A 19,195-nucleotide genomic window follows, 5' to 3' on the forward strand; every position below is an offset into this window, starting at 1 on the left:
CCGGGGTTTTTTACATCCAGATATTGATCAGCAAGGAGTTTTCACCATGAAGTTGTTTGCCCGTGATTCCCATCTCGATTTATCGTTTCCTCATGTGATGGGCATTCTGAATGTCACGCCGGACTCCTTTTCAGATGGTGGTAAACATAACGCGCTGGTCGATGCGCTGACGCATACCAATGAGATGGTCAACGCCGGCGCAACCATTATCGATGTAGGCGGCGAATCAACCCGTCCTGGCGCTGATGAGGTCAGTGTGGAGGAGGAGCTGGAGCGGGTCATTCCGGTGATCGATGCCATTGCCCAGCGTTTCGAAGTCTGGATTTCAGTAGACACCTCTAAAGCGGACGTGATCCGGGAAGCCGCGCGAGTGGGTGCTCACATCATTAACGATGTCCGCTCACTCTCCGAACCGGGGGCGCTGGAAGCCGCCGCCGCAACCGGACTGCCTGTCTGTTTAATGCATATGCAGGGCGAACCGCGCACCATGCAGCAGGCACCGGTTTACGAAAACATCTTAAGCGAAGTGGACACTTACTTCGCTCAGCAGATTGCGCGTTGCGAAGCGGCGGGAATGAAAAAAGAGCAGCTGATACTCGACCCGGGCTTCGGTTTCGGTAAAAATCTCAGCCACAATTATGAACTGCTGGCTCATCTCAGCGATTTTCACCACTTTGGTCTGCCACTGCTGGTGGGGATGTCGCGTAAATCGATGATTGGCCAGTTGTTAAATGTCGGCCCGTCACAGCGTTTAACCGGCAGCCTGAGCTGCGCGGTGATTGCTGCCATGCAGGGCGCGCAGATTATTCGCGCCCATGACGTAAAAGAGACGGCCGAAGCGATGCGCGTGGTCGAAGCGACCCGAAGAGCAAAAGGAACATCATGAGTAATCGTAAATATTTCGGTACAGACGGCATTCGCGGCAAAGTCGGTGAAACACCTATCACGCCAGATTTCGTCCTGAAGCTGGGCTGGGCCGCGGGTAAAGTACTGGCGCGCCACGGTTCCAAAAAGATCATCATTGGCAAAGATACCCGTATCTCTGGCTATATGCTGGAGTCTGCGCTGGAAGCGGGTCTCGCCGCCGCGGGCCTGACCGCTGCGTTTACCGGTCCGATGCCGACCCCCGCCATCGCCTATCTGACCCGAACCTTCCGCGCTGAGGCGGGCATCGTTATATCAGCGTCGCACAATCCATTTGACGATAACGGCATTAAATTCTTCTCGTCCGAAGGCACCAAACTGCCTGATGACGTTGAAGAAGCGATTGAGCTGGAGATGGAAAAGCCGATTACCTGCGTGGAGTCCGCGCAGTTAGGCCGCGCCAGCCGCATTGTTGATGCAGCAGGGCGTTACATTGAGTTTTGCAAAGGGACTTTCCCCAGCGAACTCAATCTGAATGGCCTGAAAATTGTGGTCGACTGTGCCAATGGCGCGACTTACCACATTGCGCCGAATGTCCTGCGCGAGCTGGGCGCAACCGTCATCGCAATCGGTGTGCAGCCAGACGGCATGAACATCAACAAAGAGTGCGGTGCGACCGATCTTAAACTGCTGCAGCAGCGCGTACTGGCAGAGAAGGCGGATATCGGTCTGGCCTATGATGGCGACGGCGACCGCATCATGATGATTGACCATCTGGGTGACAAAGTTGACGGCGACCAGATCCTTTACATCATTGCACGTGAAGCGCTGCGTCAGGGGCAGTTACGTGGCGGTGTAGTGGGTACGCTGATGAGCAACATGGGCCTGGAATTAGCGCTGAAACAGCTCGGCATTCCGTTTACCCGTGCCAAAGTCGGTGACCGTTATGTGCTGGAGAAGATGCAGGAGAAGGGCTGGCGTCTCGGCGCGGAGAACTCCGGTCATGTGATCCTGTTGGATAAAACCACCACCGGAGACGGTATCGTTGCAAGTTTGCAAGTGCTTACTGCGATGGTGCGTAACCACATGAGCCTGCACGATCTCTGCAGTGGCATGAAGATGCTGCCGCAGGTGCTGGTCAACGTACGCTTCGCGGGCGAGCATGACCCGCTGCAAAGCGACGCCGTGAAAACGGTTACCGCCGAAGTGGAGAAAGCGCTGGCGGGTCGCGGGCGCGTTCTGTTGCGTAAGTCAGGCACTGAGCCGCTGATTCGTGTGATGGTCGAAGGCGAAAATGAGGCGCAGGTCACCGAACTGGCTAATCGTATTGCCGATCAGGTCAAAGCGGTTTAAACCTCTTAAAGGCGGTGCTCAGAATGCTGAACCGCCTGTAAAATCACCGGGATGGCGCTTTTTTCTGCAATCAGTTTGCGTAAGAGAAATTGCACTTGCAGAGATATGCGCCTTTGGTTAGTATTCACACCCGCTTCTGATGGGTGATGACGAGACGCCCCATCAATACTGGTTGAAGCTTTAACTGTACGGTTATCGTGCAAGGAACAGGTTGAATATGTACGAAGCTCTTTTAGTTGTTTTCCTTATTGTAGCTATCGCCCTCGTGGGTATGATCATGCTGCAGCAAGGCAAAGGCGCTGATATGGGAGCCTCATTCGGTGCAGGCGCATCCGGTACGGTGTTTGGTTCTTCGGGTTCAGGTAATTTCATGACCCGTACCACTGGCATCTTAGCGGCACTGTTCTTCATCATCAGCCTGGTTCTGGGTAATCTGAACAGCAATAAAGCCTCGAAAGGAAGCGAGTGGGAAAATCTTTCTGCGCCGGCGCAGTCTTCTCAACAGACTGAAAAGCCAGCTCAACCGGTTACACCGGGCAGCGATATTCCTAAGTAAGGTCGTCAGCACAACGAATCGTTGTGGTCAGTGCAGTGCCGTGGTGGTGGAATTGGTAGACACGCTACCTTGAGGTGGTAGTGCCCGATTGGGCTTACGGGTTCAAGTCCCGTCCTCGGTACCAAATAGCAGTATCTCTTGCATTTTATGCAGGTCTGGCGTATTATTCGCCACGTTTTCGGACGCGGGGTGGAGCAGCCTGGTAGCTCGTCGGGCTCATAACCCGAAGGTCGTCGGTTCAAATCCGGCCCCCGCAACCAATTTTCCCTTTGAGTTCTTTTTCAAATATACTGTATGCATCGACGGACGCATTCACGGCTATTTTTTGAAAGAAAATTCTTTGGATGGAGTCCGGGCCGCATTGCGGCATACAGGGTCCAGTGACTAAAAGCCCCGAATATTCGGGGTTTTTTGTTATTAGCGAATCGTAATACTGGGCTATAGGCCCTTTTTTTATGTCTTGGGGGTGGGCTTGTCCACATTAGAGCAAAAATTGACAGAGTTGGTATCGGCTCCCGTAGAAGCGCTGGGTTACGAACTGGTTGGAATTGAATTCGTTCGTAGTCGCACATCTATCCTGCGCATCTATATTGATAGTGAAGATGGCATCAATGTCGATGATTGCGCCGATGTCAGCCACCAGGTAAGTGCGGTAATGGATGTTGAAGATCCGATTACGGTACCTTACAACCTTGAAGTCTCTTCACCGGGACTCGATCGTCCTCTGTTCACCGCAGAACACTACACCCGTTTTATGGGTGAAGAAGTGAGTCTGGTGTTGCGTATGGCCGTTCAGAACCGCCGTAAATGGCAGGGAACCATCAAGTCAGTTGATGGCGAGATGATCACGGTGCACGTTGAGGGTAGCGATGAAGTGTTCGCGCTGAGTAATATTCAGAAAGCGAACCTGGTCCCCCACTTTTAAAAGTCCGGATTGAGGCTAACCAGGATGAACAAAGAGATCTTAGCTGTTGTAGAAGCCGTTTCTAACGAAAAAGCCCTGCCGCGTGAGAAAATCTTCGAAGCGCTGGAGAGCGCGCTGGCGACTGCGACCAAGAAAAAGTACGAGCAGGAAATTGAAGTACGCGTCAGCATTGATCGCCGCAGTGGCGATTTCGATACTTTCCGCCGCTGGGAAATCGTAGAAGAGGTGACACAGCCGACGCGCGAGATCACGCTGGATGCGGCCCGCTTCGAAGATGAAGCATTCAATCTGGGCGAATATGTCGAAGATCAGATTGAATCGGTCACCTTTGACCGTATCACCACTCAGACCGCTAAGCAGGTTATCGTGCAAAAAGTGCGCGAAGCTGAGCGCGCGATGGTGGTTGATCAGTTCCGTGAGCAGGAAGGCGAAATCATCACCGGTGTGGTGAAAAAAGTTAACCGCGACAACATTTCCCTCGACCTTGGCAGTAATGCCGAAGCGGTCATTCTGCGCGAAGATATGCTGCCGCGTGAAAACTTCCGTCCAGGCGACCGTATTCGTGGCGTACTCTACTCGGTACGTCCGGAAGCGCGTGGCGCGCAGCTGTTCGTGACGCGTTCCAAACCGGAAATGCTGATTGAACTGTTCCGCATTGAGGTGCCAGAAATTGGCGAAGAACTGATTGAAATTAAAGCTGCTGCCCGTGATCCGGGTTCGCGCGCTAAAATTGCAGTCAAAACTAACGACAAACGTATCGATCCGGTGGGTGCCTGTGTGGGCATGCGCGGCGCGCGCGTTCAGGCTGTTTCCAGTGAACTGGGCGGCGAGCGTATCGATATCGTGCTGTGGGACGATAACCCGGCGCAGTTTGTTATTAACGCCATGGCTCCGGCCGATGTGGCGTCAATCGTGGTTGATGAAGATAATCACACCATGGATATCGCCGTAGAAGCTGGCAATCTGGCTCAGGCGATCGGCCGTAACGGCCAAAACGTGCGTCTCGCTTCGCAGCTGAGTGGCTGGGAGCTGAACGTGATGACCGTCGATGATCTGCAGGCTAAGCATCAGGCTGAAGCGCATGCAGCGATCGATATGTTCACTAAACATCTCGACATCGACGAAGAGTTCGCCACCGTACTGGTGGAAGAGGGCTTCTCCTCGCTGGAAGAGCTGGCATACGTGCCAATCAACGAGCTGCTGGAAGTCGACGGCCTCGATGAAGAGACCATTGAAGCCCTGCGTGAACGAGCAAAAAATGCGTTAACCACCCTGGCACTGGCGAAAGAAGAGAGTCTTGGAAATCAGGAGCCCGCTGAGGACCTTCTGAATCTTGAAGGCCTCGATCGTGCGCTGGCGTTCCGCCTGGCGTCAAAAGGCGTTTGCACGCTGGAAGATCTCGCTGAGCAAGGTGTTGACGATCTGACGGATATTGAAGGCATGTCTGATGAACAGGCCGGCGCGCTGATTATGGCCGCACGTAATATCTGCTGGTTCGGCGATGACGCGTAATAACAGGAAGGAACAGCATGACAGATGTAACCGTAAAATCGCTGGCCGCAGAAATTCAGACTCCGGTCGATCGCCTGGTACAGCAATTTGCTGATGCGGGGATCCCTAAGTCTGAAAATGACGCGGTGACCCAGCAAGAGAAAGAAACCTTACTATCTCATCTGAACCGTGAACACGGTCAGGTCGGTTCAGCTAAGCTGACGCTGCAGCGTAAAACGCGCAGCACCTTGAATATTCCAGGCACCGGGGGTAAAAGTAAGTCGGTGCAAATTGAAGTCCGCAAAAAGCGTACCTATGTGAAAGGTGATGCAGAGTCTGAGCAAGCTCAGGCAGAAGCTGAAGCCCAGGCGCAGCGTGAAGCGGAAGAGCAGGCGCAACGCGAGGCTGAAGAAAAAGCCCGTCGCGAAGCTGAACAGAAAGCGCAACGTGAAGCCGAAGATAAAGCAAGGCGCGAAGCCGCTGATAAGGCCAAACGTGCAGCAGCGGAAAATGACAAAGTGACAAATCAACCTACCGACGAAGTGACCAGGGCTGCGCAATCAGACAAAGCCCGTCGCGAAGCTGAAGCTGCTGAACTGAAGCGTAAAGCTGAAGAAGAAGCCCGCCGTAAGCTTGAAGAGGCTGCCCGCCTCGTAGCCGAAGAAGCCCGCCGTCTGGCTGAAGAGAAATCAGCTGAATGGGAAAAACCGGAAGAAGAGGATAAAGGCGACTATCACGTCACCACTTCGACCCATGCCCGTCAGGCAGAAGACGAAAACGACCGTCAGGTTGAAGCAGGCCGTGCGCGTGCGCGTACGACTGCTAAAGCTGCGCGTCCGGCGAAAAAAGGCAACAAACATTCTGAAGCCAAAACTGACCGTGAAGAAGCGCGTGCGCAGGTTCGTGGCGGTAAAGGCGGTAAGCATCGCAAACCTAGCGCACTGCAGCAGGGCTTCAACAAGCCAGCGCAGGCCGTTAACCGCGATGTTGTGATTGGCGAAACCATCACCGTAGCCGAACTGGCGAACAAAATGGCGGTGAAAGGTTCTCTGGTCATCAAAGCGATGATGAAGATGGGCGCCATGGCGACTATCAACCAGGTCATCGATCAGGAAACTGCACAGCTCGTAGCCGAAGAGATGGGCCACAAAGTGACCCTGCGTCGTGAGAACGAGCTGGAAGAAGCGGTAATGGATGATCGTGATACCGATGCGGCACAGGAATCTCGTGCGCCGGTTGTGACCATCATGGGCCACGTCGACCACGGTAAAACCTCTCTGCTGGACTATATCCGCTCCACTAAAATCGCCTCTGGCGAAGCGGGCGGTATTACACAGCACATCGGTGCTTACCACGTTGAAACCGACAACGGTATGGTCACCTTCCTGGATACCCCGGGCCACGCCGCGTTTACCGCGATGCGTGCACGTGGTGCGCAGGCGACCGATATCGTTATCCTGGTCGTTGCCGCAGACGATGGCGTGATGCCACAGACTGTCGAAGCTATTCAGCATGCTAAAGCCGCTAAAGTGCCGGTTGTGGTTGCCGTGAACAAGTGCGATAAGCCAGAAGCGGATCCGGATCGCGTTAAAAACGAACTGACTCAGTACGGTATCATCCCGGAAGAGTGGGGCGGCGAAAACATGTTCGTGAATGTCTCTGCGAAAGCAGGCACCGGCATTGATGACCTGTTAAATGCTATCCTGCTGCAGGCGGAAGTGCTGGAATTGACCGCTATCCGTGAAGGTATGGCGAGCGGCGTAGTGATTGAATCGTTCCTCGACAAAGGTCGTGGTCCGGTTGCTACCGTGCTGGTTCGTGAAGGTACGCTCAACAAAGGCGACATCGTTCTTTGTGGTTTCGAATATGGCCGTGTTCGTGCAATGCGTGACGAACTGGGTCGCGAAGTTCTGGAAGCGGGTCCTTCTATCCCGGTTGAGATTCTGGGTCTGTCCGGCGTGCCGGCTGCAGGTGATGAAGCGACCGTGGTACGTGACGAGAAGAAAGCACGTGAAGTTGCGCTCTATCGTCAGGGCAAATTCCGCGAAGTTAAACTGGCTCGCCAGCAGAAATCTAAGCTCGAGAACATGTTTGCTAACATGACCGAAGGCGAAGTGTCTGAACTGAACATCGTTCTGAAAGCTGACGTTCAGGGTTCTGTGGAAGCCATCTCTGATTCCCTGCAGAAACTCTCCACCGACGAAGTGAAGGTGAAGATTGTGGGTTCAGGCGTAGGCGGGATTACCGAAACCGATGCAACCCTGGCGGCTGCTTCTAACGCCATCCTCCTTGGCTTCAACGTTCGTGCCGATGCCTCTGCGCGTCGCGTCATTGACGCAGAAAGCCTGGATCTGCGCTACTACTCTGTCATCTATAACCTGATTGACGAAGTTAAAGCGGCGATGAGCGGCATGCTGGCACCAGAGTACAAACAGCAGATCATTGGTCTGGCTGCAGTGCGCGACGTGTTTAAATCACCGAAGTTTGGCGCGATTGCCGGTTGTATGGTGACGGAAGGTAACATCAAACGTCACAATCCAATCCGTGTCCTGCGTGACAACGTGGTGATTTACGAAGGCGAGCTGGAATCTCTGCGTCGCTTTAAAGATGACGTCAACGAAGTGCGTAATGGCATGGAGTGCGGTATCGGCGTGAAGAACTACAACGACGTTCGCGTTGGCGATATGATCGAAGTGTTTGAAATCATCGAAATTAAACGCACCATCGAGTAATAGACTGCTGATGTGTTGCAATTTGGGAGGCCTCTGGCCTCCCGAATTATTTGGGAGAAATAATGATGGCGAAAGAATTTGGTCGCCCGCAGCGCGTGTCACAAGAGCTGCAAAAAGAGATTGCGATGATCCTGCAGCGTGAGATTAAAGATCCGCGCCTTGGCATGATGGTCACCGTATCCGGCGTTGAAGTGTCACGCGATCTTGCTTACGCAAAAGTGTTCGTGACGTTCCTCAACGACAAAGATGAAGATGCGATTAAGCATGGCCTGAAAGCGCTGAAAGAAGCCTCAGGCTACATTCGCATTCTGCTTGGCAAAGCGATGCGCCTGCGTATCGTGCCTGAGCTGACGTTCTTCTACGACAACTCGTTAGTCGAAGGGATGCGCATGTCTAACCTCGTCACCAGCGTCGTGAAGAACGATGCAGAGCGCCGTGGTCCGGATGCCACCGGCGATGACGAGGAGGCGTAATGAGTCGTCCGCGTCGTCGCGGTCGCGACGTCCATGGCGTGTTGTTGCTGGATAAGCCACAAGGCGTTTCGTCGAATGATGTCCTGCAGAAAGTGAAGCGTATCTTCAACGCCAATCGCGCAGGCCATACCGGCGCGCTTGATCCACTGGCCACCGGCATGTTGCCAATCTGCCTGGGTGAAGCGACCAAGTTTTCGCAGTATCTGCTCGATTCCGACAAACGCTACCGTGTGATTGCCCGACTGGGCGAGCGCACTGACACGTCAGACGCCGATGGCAACATCGTGCAGACGCGTCCGGTCAGCTTCAGTCAGGCCGATCTGGATAGCGCCCTTGAGAGCTTCCGCGGCGACACGCTGCAGGTGCCATCAATGTTTTCAGCGCTGAAGCATCAGGGTCGTCCGCTGTATGAATATGCGCGTCAGGGCATTGTGATTGAGCGTGAACCGCGCCCGATCACGGTCTATGAGCTGCAGTTTATTCGCTGGCAGGATAATGAGCTGGAGCTAGAAATTCACTGCTCCAAAGGTACCTATATCCGTACCATCATCGATGATCTGGGCGAAAAGCTGGGATGCGGTGCGCATGTCATCATGCTGCGTCGTGTACAGGTTGCTCGTTATCCGTATGAAAGGATGGTAACGCTGGAACAGCTCAATACCCTACTGGCGGAAGCCACAGAAGCGGGCATCCCACTGGAAACGCAGCTCGATCCGCTGTTGTTGCCGATGGACAGCCCCGCTTCTGATTTCCCTGAAGTGAATATCCCGCCCGCTGTGGCAGATTTTTTCCGCCAGGGACAGCCGGTGCAGGCCAGCAATGCGCCTGCGCACGGGCTGGTGAGGGTATCGGAAGGCGAAGCACGTAAGTTTATCGGTATGGCAGAAATTGCCGATGATGGCCGTCTTGCGCCACGTCGTTTAGTGGTTGAGTATCAGGATTAAGCCAGGCGTTCACTTTTCGCTGATGGGGCATTTGCGTTGCTATCGGGCGCAGAGTAGAATAGCGCGGCTTTAAAGCGGGATGCTGAATTAGAGATCGGCACCCATACATTCATTTATTACTGGAGTTTATTATGTCTCTAAGCGTAGAAGCTAAAGCAGAGATCGTTGCTAAATATGGCCGTGGTGCTAACGACAGCGGTTCAACTGAAGTTCAGGTTGCCCTGTTGACCGCGCAGATTACCCATCTGCAGGGTCACTTCTCTGAGCACAAAAAAGACCACCACAGCCGCCGCGGTCTGCTGCGCATGGTATCTCAGCGTCGTAAGCTGCTGGACTACCTGAAGCGTAAAGACGTTGCACGCTACAGCAGCCTGATCGAAAGTCTCGGTCTGCGTCGCTAAGTCTGAAGAATCTGATCGTCGGGGCATTATGCGAGCTTTTGCACTGTGTGCAGCTTACGATCAGATTTGTGCGAGTTTCGTGAAGAGGGGGCCTTTATGGCCCCTTTTTTCGAGCAATCGGCAGCAATCCGGGCCAAACTGATGTATTGTTGCTTAGTGTGATCTTTAGTTTGCAGAATTTCGCGCGGCTAATGAGAGGCTTTACCGCAGGGGCGGTCGAGGGTTGTCATTAGTCGCGAGGATGCAGCTGAAGATTGGTAATCAATGGCGGGCTACAGATAGCCCAGCCCCGAAGTTAAGGACTTTGATTTTGCTGAATCCGATCGTACGCAAATTCCAATATGGTCAACATACCGTCACGCTGGAAACCGGCATGATGGCTCGCCAGGCGACAGCCGCTGTGATGGTGAGCATGGACGATACTGCAGTGTTCGTCACTGTCGTAGGTCAGAAAAAATCTAAACCAGGTCAGGACTTCTTCCCACTGACCGTGAACTATCAGGAGCGTACTTACGCTGCTGGTCGTATCCCAGGCAGCTTTTTCCGTCGTGAAGGCCGTCCAAGCGAAGGCGAAACCCTGATTTCGCGTCTGATTGACCGCCCGATTCGCCCGCTGTTCCCGGAAGGCTTTGTTAACGAAGTTCAGGTTATTGCGACCGTGGTGTCTGTTAACCCACAGGTTCATCCGGACATCGTTGCAATGATTGGTGCCTCTGCTGCACTGGCGCTTTCTGGTCTGCCGTTTAATGGCCCGATTGGTGCTGCGCGTGTCGGTTACATCAACGATCAATATGTTCTGAACCCAACCGCAGATGAGCTGAAACAGTCTCGTCTGGATCTGGTCGTTGCCGGTACGCAGAATGCCGTACTGATGGTTGAATCTGAAGCTGAGATCCTGTCAGAAGAGCAGATGCTGGGTGCCGTGGTCTTTGGCCATGACCAGCAGCAGATCGTTATCGAAAACATCAATGCTCTGGTGGCTGAAGCCGGCAAACCACGCTGGGACTGGCAACCAGAAGCGGCTAACACCCCGCTGATTTCTCGTGTTGCTGCCCTGGCAGAAGCGCGCATCAGCGATGCTTACCGCATCACTGACAAGCAGGAGCGTTACGCGCAGGTTGGCGTCATCAAAGACGAAACCATTGCTGCGCTGCTGGCTGAAGATGAAACGCTGGATGGTTCAGAAATCGGCGACATCGTGCATAGCCTCGAAAAAACCGTCGTTCGTACCCGCATCCTGAATGGCGAGCCACGTATCGATGGCCGTGAAAAAGATATGATCCGCGGTCTGGACGTGCGTACTGGCGTATTGCCACGTACTCACGGTTCATCACTGTTTACCCGTGGTGAGACACAGGCACTGGTTACGGCAACGCTGGGTACTACCCGTGATGCGCAGAACCTGGATGAGCTGATGGGCGAACGTACCGACAGCTTCCTGTTCCATTACAACTTCCCTCCATACTCTGTCGGTGAAACCGGCATGGTCGGTTCGCCGAAGCGTCGTGAGATTGGTCACGGTCGTCTGGCGAAGCGCGGTGTGTTAGCGGTAATGCCTAAAGCGGAAGATTTCCCTTACACCGTGCGTGTGGTGTCTGAAATCACTGAATCTAATGGCTCCTCTTCAATGGCCTCTGTCTGCGGTGCCTCACTGGCGCTGATGGATGCAGGTGTGCCAATCAAAGCCGCCGTTGCCGGTATCGCAATGGGTCTGGTAAAAGAAGATGAGAAGTTTGTCGTTCTGTCAGACATTCTGGGCGACGAAGATCACCTGGGCGACATGGACTTCAAAGTAGCCGGTAGCCGTGAAGGTATCACCGCGCTGCAGATGGACATCAAAATCGAAGGCATCACGCGTGAAATCATGCAGGAAGCCCTGAACCAGGCCAAGGGTGCGCGTCTGCACATTCTGGGCGTCATGGAACAGGCTATCAGCACACCGCGTACTGAGATTTCTGAATTCGCTCCACGCATTTACACCATCAAAATCAGCTCTGACAAGATCAAAGATGTGATCGGTAAAGGCGGCTCAGTGATTCGTGCACTGACCGAAGAGACCGGCACGACGATTGAAATCGAAGATGACGGCACCGTGAAAATCGCTGCGACCGATGGTCTGAAAGCGAAAGAAGCGATTCGTCGTATCGAAGAGATCACTGCAGAAATCGAAGTGGGCCGCATTTACAGTGGTAAAGTGACCCGTATCGTTGACTTCGGTGCCTTCGTTGCTATCGGCGGCGGTAAAGAAGGTCTGGTTCACATTTCACAAATCGCTGACAAGCGCGTTGAGAAAGTGACTGACTATCTGCAGATGGGTCAGGAAGTGCCGGTTAAGGTGATGGAAGTTGATCGCCAGGGTCGCGTACGTCTGAGCATCAAAGAAGCGACAGAATCTAAGCCGCAGACTGAAGAAGCTGCAGCGGTGACCACGCCTGACGCTGAATAAGTCGTTGCTGATTTGCCCCTCTTTGCCTGGCAGAGAGGGGCGTTTGTATCATCGCGAGGGCGGGAATCCTTGTGCACAGCAGGCGGATGACAGGATGGTTATCCCAATGTTTGTATTCGGGAGTGGGAAATGAAGCCTTTTCTGCGCTGGTGTTTTGTTGCGACAGCTTTGACGCTGGCAGGATGCAGCAACTCCAATTGGCGTAAGAACGAAGTTCTTGCAGTGCCTTTACAGCCCACACTGCAGCAGGAAGTGATACTGGCGCGCATGGAACAAATTCTTGCCAGTCGCGCTCTCACCGATGATGAACGCGCACAGCTGTTATATGAGCGCGGAGTGTTGTATGATAGTTTAGGTCTGCGGGCATTAGCGCGGAACGATTTTTCGCAAGCGCTGTCTATAAGACCAGATATGCCCGAAGTGTTTAACTACTTAGGCATATATTTAACGCAGGCGGGCAACTTTGATGCCGCCTATGAAGCGTTCGATTCTGTACTTGAGCTTGATCCAACTTACAACTATGCGCATTTAAACCGTGGTATCGCCCTCTATTACGGCGGTCGATACAAGTTAGCGCAAGATGATCTGCTGGCGTTTTATCAAGACGATCCTAACGATCCTTTCCGCAGTCTGTGGCTCTATCTCGTTGAACGTGAGATGGATGTCGACAAGGCAAAAGTCGCGCTTCAACAGCGTCACGACAAAGCGGTTAGAGACCAATGGGGATGGAATATTGTCGAGTTCTACCTTGGAGATATCAACGAGAAAACGTTGATGGAAAGTCTCAAGGCGGACGCAACGGATAACACCTCGCTCGCTGAACATCTCAGTGAAACCAACTTCTATTTAGGTAAGTACTACCTAAGTCTGGGGGAGAAGGACGACGCGAAAGCGTTGTTCAAACTGGCGGTCGCCAACAACGTTAACAACTTTGTTGAACACCGATACGCATTGTTGGAACTGGCGCAACTCGGCCAGGCACAAGACGATTTATCAGAATCTGACCAGCAATAGCTGACGAACTTAATTTGCCTGTAAAACCTGTTAAGTCATCATCTTAAGGGATGAAGGCTTTTCTGTTCGTCAAAACTTCTAATTTGAGCCGGTTCACACTTTTTGATGAAAATGACTGAAAGTTTTCACGACGAGTTATGTAGACTGGCCGCCGCAATCTAAGAGGCACGTGTACTACATGACTGATATTCAAACCACTTTTGCTGACCTTGGCCTGAACGCCGACATCCTTGAATCACTGAATGGCATGGGCTACGTAAAGCCATCCCCAATCCAGGCTGAGTGTATTCCTCACCTGCTGGCGGGCCGTGACGTGTTAGGCATGGCGCAGACCGGGAGTGGTAAAACTGCGGCGTTCTCTCTGCCGCTGTTAAACAACATCGACCCGACTGTTAAAGCACCACAGATTCTGGTGCTGGCACCGACCCGCGAACTGGCGGTACAGGTTGCTGAAGCAATCACTGAATTCTCTAAGCACATGCGTGGCCTGAACGTGGTTGCCCTTTACGGCGGCCAGCGTTATGACGTGCAGCTGCGCGCTCTGCGTCAGGGACCACAGGTTGTTGTGGGTACCCCTGGCCGTCTGCTTGACCACCTGAAACGCGGCACGTTAGAACTCTCTAACCTGCGCGGTCTGGTGCTGGATGAAGCTGATGAAATGCTGCGTATGGGCTTCATCGAAGACGTTGAAACCATCATGGCTCAGATTCCAGCCGGTCATCAGACTGCGCTGTTCTCTGCAACCATGCCGGAAGCGATTCGTCGCATCACCAAACGCTTCATGAAAGATCCACAGGAAGTGCGTATTCAGTCAAGCATGACAACGCGTCCTGACATCAGCCAGAGTTATTGGACCGCTTACGGTCGTAAAACAGACGCACTGGTTCGCTTCCTGGAAGCAGAAGACTTTGATGCTGCCATCATCTTCGTGCGTACTAAAAACGCAACGCTGGAAGTGGCAGAAGCGCTGGAGCGTAGTGGCTATAACAGCGCCGCGCTGAACGGTGATATGAACCAGGCACTGCGTGAGCAGACGCTGGAGCGCCTGAAAGATGGTCGTCTGGACATCCTGATTGCAACCGACGTTGCGGCCCGTGGCCTAGACGTTGAGCGTATCAGCCTGGTTGTAAACTACGACATCCCGATGGATGCAGAATCATACGTTCACCGTATCGGCCGTACCGGTCGTGCCGGTCGTGCTGGCCGTGCGCTGCTGTTCGTTGAGAACCGCGAGCGTCGTCTGCTGCGCAACATCGAACGTACCATGAAGCTGACTATTCCTGAAGTCGAGCTGCCTAACGCAGAACTGCTGGGTGAGCGTCGTCTGGCCAAGTTTGCCGCTAAAGTTCAGCAGCAGCTGGAAAGCAGCGATCTGGATCAGTACCGTGCTCTGCTGACTAAAATGCAGCCGGAAGATGAACTGGATCTGGAAACTCTGGCAGCCGCACTGCTGAAGATGGCACAGGGCGAACGTCCTCTGATTCTGCCACCAGAAGCACCACGTCCTGCACGTCGCGAATACCGCGATCGTGACGAGCGTGATGGCCGTCGTGACAGCCGCGAAGCGCGTAGCGATCGTGGCCCACGTGAAAGCCGTGATGGCGATCGTCCACGCCGCGAACGTCGTGACGTTGGCGAAATGCAGCTGTACCGCATCGAAGTGGGCCGTGATGATGGTGTTGAAGTTCGTCACATCGTTGGCGCTATCGCTAACGAAGGCGACATCAGCAGCCGTTACATCGGTAACATCAAGCTGTTCGGTAACCACTCGACTATCGAGCTGCCGAAAGGCATGCCAGGCGATGTGCTGCAGCACTTCACCCGTACGCGTATTCTGAACAAACCGATGAATATGCAGCTGCTGGGTGATGCACAGCCAAACGAAGGCCGTGGCGATCGTCGTCCAGCCGGTGCTGGCGGTGAGCGTCGCAGCGGCCCTGGCGCAGCCAACCGTGAAGGTGGTCGTCGCTTCTCTTCAGAGCGCCGTGAAGGTGGTCGTGAAGGCGGTGGACGTACTTTCAACCGTGAAGGTAGCCGTGGTCCACGTCGTGAAGAAGGCGCAGCTGCCGCTCCACGTCGTCGTGATGCATAACGATTTAACGTCGTAACGAAAAGGGAAGCCGCTGGCTTCCCTTTTTTTATGCCTGTCAGGCACCGCCGCTGATCATGACGCGCTCGCCGCTGACATAAGCGGACTCCTCAGACGCCAGAAACAATGCAACCTGCGCCACATCCTCCGGCAGACCAAAACGCCCCAGCGGGGTAGCCGCCAGCAGCTGTGCCTTGAGCTGCGGGCTCATCCTCTTCGCGGCCAGCAATCCTTCGGTCAGAATCATGCCCGGTGCCAGCGCGTTAACCCGGATATTTTTTGCGCCCAGCTCGCGCGCCAGCCCCTGAGTCAGCGTATCCACTGCACCTTTGGTGGCCGCCCAGAGCACGGAACCTGGCGTACTGTTTTTACTGTTCAGGGCGCTGAGATTAATAATGCTGCCGCCGTGCGCGGGAAAGTGACGAATTGCTTGCTGACAGACCAGCAGCGTGCCGAGCAGGTTAACGTTAATCTGCTGCTGCATCTCCTCTGGCGTCAGCGCCGCAAACTCGCCATGATGAAAACTGCCCGCATTATTCACCACAATATCGGGTGCGCCGAAACACTCTGCGGTGGTGGCAAACAGCCGTTCCACGTCCCGCAGATGAGAAATATCAGCCTGTACCGCCACGGCTTCACTGCCCAGCGTGACGATATCGCTGACCACGTCTGCTGCTCCCACCTCGTCCTGACGATAGTTGACCACGACCCTGGCGCCCGCTGCGGCGAACGCGATGGCAATCGCTGCACCAATCCCTTTTGAGGCGCCTGTCACCAGTGCGATTTTGTTCTGCAGTGCTTTCATTATGTCACTCTCCGCCGTAATGATTGCGTCGAAAGACTATGCGCGCTGGTGACGAAAAGCGGGTAGCGCAATCCTGCAAGCTTTTTGCACGATCCTGCAAAAGTGCGGCAGCAGGACAGGCATTTCGCCTGACGTCAGGTAATATCGGCACAGAGAGCGGAAGGGGAGAACGCAGTGACAGAGAGTGACAAGTGGCAGGCGCTGGCACAGTTAATTGCCCGTCATGCGCCGGAGGATGGCCGGCATTCCAGTGCCATCGATTGCCTGTTTTTTGGCCGGGTTTCAGCACCCACAGAGCCAATGCACTTTGCTCAATGGGCCAGTTTTGCGCTGGTGGCGCAGGGCAGCAAAGCACTACATATGGGTGATGAGGTGCTGCACTATGGACCGGGGGATCTGTTGCTGGTGACGCTGGATATGCCAGTGCGCGCCTGCGTCACTGTCGCCACGCCGGAAAAGCCGAATCTCGGGATAGGTATCGCGATTAATGAATCCCGGCTTATGCGCTACCTTGAACAGTTTCCGCCAGCGCTGCCGCTGTCAACCGCAGGCAATGAACGTGGTGTCACCGTGCATAAGGTTTCACCTTTGCTGGTGGATGCGGTCATCCGGCTGGTGCGTCTGCTTGACCATCCGGAAGATATTGAGGCGCTGGCCCCGCTGATTGAGCAGGAAATTTTCTACCGGCTGCTGACCGGGCCGGAGGGATCGCGCATCCTGAACATGGCGCTGGCTGAGCGGCCGGGTAACCGGGTGGCGCAGGCTGCCCGCTGGCTGCGGGAGAATTTTCATCAGCCGCTGAAGATAGACCAGCTCGCCAGCAGTGTCGGCATGAGTATCTCTTCGCTGCATCATCACTTCAAAGCCGTCACGGCCATGACGCCGATGCAATATCAGAAACAACTGCGGCTCAACGAGGCGCGACGTCTGATGATGGTGGAAAAGCTGGATGCCGGTACCGCAGGCTATCGGGTGGGCTACCAGAGCGCATCACAGTTCAGCCGCGAGTATCGCCGCCTGTATGGGCAATCTCCGGCCAGGGACAGTCGTCAGCTGGCGGTGAGCCCGGATACCCTGCGCCCACCGCAAAACTGATTACAGGCTGTTTGCCGCTTCCATCGCAATGGCAAAGGAGCGCAGGCGTGCCTCGCTGTCAAAAATCTGACCATTAACCATAATTTCATCCGCCTGCGTTTCACGCATCAGCGAGGCCAGGCCATGACGCACCTTGTCGGTATCGCCTACCAGCGACATGCTCAGCGCCTGCTGCACGCCATACTGCTCTGACGGCGACCAGAGGTTATCCATGTTCTCAACCGGTGCCGGCAACGGGCCAGGTTTGCCGCGGCGCAGGTTAATAAACTGCTGCTGCTGCGAGGTAAACAGGAAGCGCGCATCACGTTCATTATCAGCGGCAACCACGTTAATACAGACGGTGGCATACGGCTTGTCGAGACGCGCTGAAGGCTGGAAGTTCTCACGATACACGTGCAGCGCCTGGAACAGCTGGTCAGGCGCGAAATGGGAGGCAAAGGCAAATGGCAGGCCCATTTTCGCTGACAGCTGGGCGCTGTAAAGGCTGGAACCGAGCAGCCAGACCGGGATCTTCAGGCCCAGACCCGGCACTGGCTGAACCGGTAGTTGCGCATCCGGGTCAGCATCAAACCAGTGAATCAGCTCAGCCACATCTTCGGGAAAGGTGTCAGCGTGCATGCTGGCCTGGTGACGGCGCAGCGCCATCATGGTGCGCTGGTCAGAACCGGGCGCACGGCCTAAGCCGAGGTCGATACGGCCAGGATAGAGAGAGGCCAGGGTGCCAAACTGCTCGGCGATGACCAGTGGCGCATGGTTAGGCAGCATAATGCCGCCGGAACCCAGCTTCAGGGTCTCGGTGTTCGCCGCCAGATAGCCGATCAATACCGACGTCGCAGCGCTGGCAATCCCTGTCATGTTGTGATGTTCAGCCAGCCAGTAGCGTTCGAAGCCCAGTTTTTCAGCCTGACGCGCCAGCGCCAGTGAATTATGGAACGCATCCCGTGCGGTCGCGCCCTGTGGAATCGGCGCAAGATCCAGCACGGACAGGCGAAGAGGTTTTTTATCAGACATGACTACTCCCGTTGTATGGCGCAGGCGTCAAAACCTGCACCATTTAGTATTACGCATCATTCCTTATATTAAAACTGCTAACCTCAGCAGGAATATAGCCGGTATGTGCTTTTACTCAGGATGCCAGCGTCATACCTGCCAGTTTGCGCCAGTAACCGTTACAATCGCAGCCTTTCGCGACCATAAGCGGGGCCTGACCGTTTTCATTAGCGCGGAAACGGTCAATCTCCGCCAGCGTCGACGTATCCTGCGGCGAGAGTCTCACGCAATCGACCTGGCCACGCATTCCCGCCAGATCGTTACCCAGGTTATAGCAGTAGCCGCTCATGGTCTGAATGCCATTGAGGACGAACACCTGTTGTCCCTCCTGAGAATTGACGCGGCGGCCTGTCGGATAGTTGATGCAGCAGGTTTCGCAGTCATCTTTCGCGCGGTTTTCAGAGCGGGCGGTGAAGCAGCGCGCTGACAGCGCCAGCGGCAGATGACCGTAGCCCATCACCTCCACCTCAAACTGCTGCCGGATACCCCGTGCTTCGCACTGCGCCAGCAGCTGTAGCAGCCAGTCACGCGACATCTCCACCGGCATACACCAGCGCGTCATGCCCTCTTTGACCAATAGTTGCAGCGTGTCGGCGTTATAGACATTCAGCGTCGGCCCGGCAACAAACGGCAGATGGCGCTCAGCGGCCATATTGACCGTGCCGATATCATTGGCTTCAATCAGGAACTCGCCGTTTTCTACATAGCGCTGCAGCTCTTTCAGCTCAGAAGGGGATTGCAGCAGCGCCAGCGTGCTGAGTACGACCTGTTTGCCGCTGGACGCCACGTCACGCGCCAGCGCCATCCAGCGGGCATAGGGCGTGGCGCGGCGTTTACTGCACACCGCCTCGCCGAGATAAATAATATCCGCACTGCTGCGGGCAGCCTGCTGGTAGAAATCTTCCAGCGTATCGGTCGGCCAGTACCAGAGCACCGGCCCAAGGGCATATTGCATCA

General features: G+C 54.6%; 16 protein-coding genes and 2 tRNA genes. 15 read left to right on the plus strand and 3 right to left on the minus strand.

The window, feature by feature from the left end; genetic code table 11:
• Positions 1–46: 46 nt before the first annotated feature.
• From folP to FA92_RS00730, 14 genes are all read left to right on the plus strand, one after another.
• Complete coding sequence (gene folP, locus FA92_RS00665) at positions 47–886, plus strand: dihydropteroate synthase (protein ID WP_013359907.1); 840 nt, start codon at positions 47–49, stop codon at positions 884–886.
• Positions 883–2,217: a phosphoglucosamine mutase gene (gene glmM, locus FA92_RS00670; protein WP_033781660.1), complete on the plus strand. Its 1,335-nt coding sequence runs from the start codon at positions 883–885 to the stop codon at positions 2,215–2,217. Before folP ends, glmM begins: the two co-directional genes overlap by 4 nt.
• Before the next feature lie 217 nt (positions 2,218–2,434).
• Positions 2,435–2,773 (plus strand): preprotein translocase subunit SecG, encoded by a 339-nt coding sequence (gene secG, locus FA92_RS00675; protein ID WP_003851074.1) that lies wholly within the window; start codon positions 2,435–2,437, stop codon positions 2,771–2,773.
• A 37-nt stretch (positions 2,774–2,810) separates the two neighbouring features.
• Positions 2,811–2,897: transfer RNA gene (locus FA92_RS00680), tRNA-Leu, on the plus strand.
• 59 nt (positions 2,898–2,956) lie between these two features.
• Positions 2,957–3,033 (plus strand) — tRNA-Met (locus FA92_RS00685).
• A gap of 212 nt (positions 3,034–3,245) precedes the next feature.
• Complete coding sequence (rimP, locus tag FA92_RS00690) at positions 3,246–3,698, plus strand: ribosome maturation factor RimP (protein WP_010251795.1); 453 nt, start codon at positions 3,246–3,248, stop codon at positions 3,696–3,698.
• Between the two features lie 24 nt (positions 3,699–3,722).
• Entirely contained in the window at positions 3,723–5,210 is a 1,488-nt protein-coding gene (gene nusA / locus FA92_RS00695) for a transcription termination factor NusA (protein WP_010251792.1), read from the plus strand.
• Positions 5,211–5,227: 17 nt separating this feature from the next.
• Positions 5,228–7,921 (plus strand): translation initiation factor IF-2, encoded by a 2,694-nt coding sequence (gene infB / locus FA92_RS00700; RefSeq protein WP_013359910.1) that lies wholly within the window; start codon positions 5,228–5,230, stop codon positions 7,919–7,921.
• Positions 7,922–7,986: 65 nt separating this feature from the next.
• Positions 7,987–8,394 carry a 30S ribosome-binding factor RbfA gene (rbfA, locus tag FA92_RS00705; RefSeq protein WP_033731320.1) on the plus strand — a complete coding sequence of 136 codons (408 nt, stop codon included), beginning with the start codon at positions 7,987–7,989 and terminating at the stop codon, positions 8,392–8,394.
• Positions 8,394–9,338 (plus strand): tRNA pseudouridine(55) synthase TruB, encoded by a 945-nt coding sequence (truB, locus tag FA92_RS00710; protein WP_033781661.1) that lies wholly within the window; start codon positions 8,394–8,396, stop codon positions 9,336–9,338. Before rbfA ends, truB begins: the two co-directional genes overlap by 1 nt.
• Positions 9,339–9,469: 131 nt before the next feature.
• Positions 9,470–9,739, plus strand: a complete 270-nt coding sequence (gene rpsO / locus FA92_RS00715) for a 30S ribosomal protein S15 (protein WP_003851063.1) — start codon at positions 9,470–9,472, stop codon at positions 9,737–9,739.
• Between the two features lie 310 nt (positions 9,740–10,049).
• On the plus strand, positions 10,050–12,185 hold the full coding sequence (gene pnp / locus FA92_RS00720; RefSeq protein WP_033781662.1) for a polyribonucleotide nucleotidyltransferase: 2,136 nt from the start codon (positions 10,050–10,052) through the stop codon (positions 12,183–12,185).
• A gap of 129 nt (positions 12,186–12,314) precedes the next feature.
• Complete coding sequence (nlpI, locus tag FA92_RS00725; protein ID WP_010251765.1) at positions 12,315–13,199, plus strand: lipoprotein NlpI; 885 nt, start codon at positions 12,315–12,317, stop codon at positions 13,197–13,199.
• A gap of 178 nt (positions 13,200–13,377) precedes the next feature.
• Positions 13,378–15,291, plus strand: a complete 1,914-nt coding sequence (locus FA92_RS00730; protein WP_033781663.1) for a DEAD/DEAH family ATP-dependent RNA helicase — start codon at positions 13,378–13,380, stop codon at positions 15,289–15,291.
• A 55-nt stretch (positions 15,292–15,346) separates the two neighbouring features.
• Here the strand turns inward: FA92_RS00730 and FA92_RS00735 are convergent, their stop codons facing one another.
• On the minus strand, positions 15,347–16,093 hold the full coding sequence (locus FA92_RS00735; protein ID WP_033781664.1) for a glucose 1-dehydrogenase: 747 nt from the start codon (positions 16,091–16,093) through the stop codon (positions 15,347–15,349).
• A gap of 174 nt (positions 16,094–16,267) precedes the next feature.
• Here FA92_RS00735 and FA92_RS00740 point away from each other — a divergent pair, with 174 nt between their 5' ends.
• Positions 16,268–17,188 (plus strand): AraC family transcriptional regulator, encoded by a 921-nt coding sequence (locus tag FA92_RS00740; protein ID WP_013359915.1) that lies wholly within the window; start codon positions 16,268–16,270, stop codon positions 17,186–17,188.
• Here the strand turns inward: FA92_RS00740 and FA92_RS00745 are convergent, their stop codons facing one another.
• The gene (locus FA92_RS00745; RefSeq protein ID WP_033781665.1) at positions 17,189–18,199 is read right to left on the minus strand and encodes a luciferase-like monooxygenase; all 1,011 of its coding nucleotides are present in this window, start codon (positions 18,197–18,199) and stop codon (positions 17,189–17,191) included.
• A gap of 115 nt (positions 18,200–18,314) precedes the next feature.
• Positions 18,315–19,193 carry a U32 family peptidase gene (locus tag FA92_RS00750; protein WP_033781667.1) on the minus strand — a complete coding sequence of 293 codons (879 nt, stop codon included), beginning with the start codon at positions 19,191–19,193 and terminating at the stop codon, positions 18,315–18,317.
• Between the last annotated feature and the right edge of the window lie 2 nt (positions 19,194–19,195).

It is taken from the genome of Pantoea sp. 9140 (assembly GCF_000745295.1).
Classification (GTDB): domain Bacteria; phylum Pseudomonadota; class Gammaproteobacteria; order Enterobacterales; family Enterobacteriaceae; genus Pantoea; species Pantoea vagans.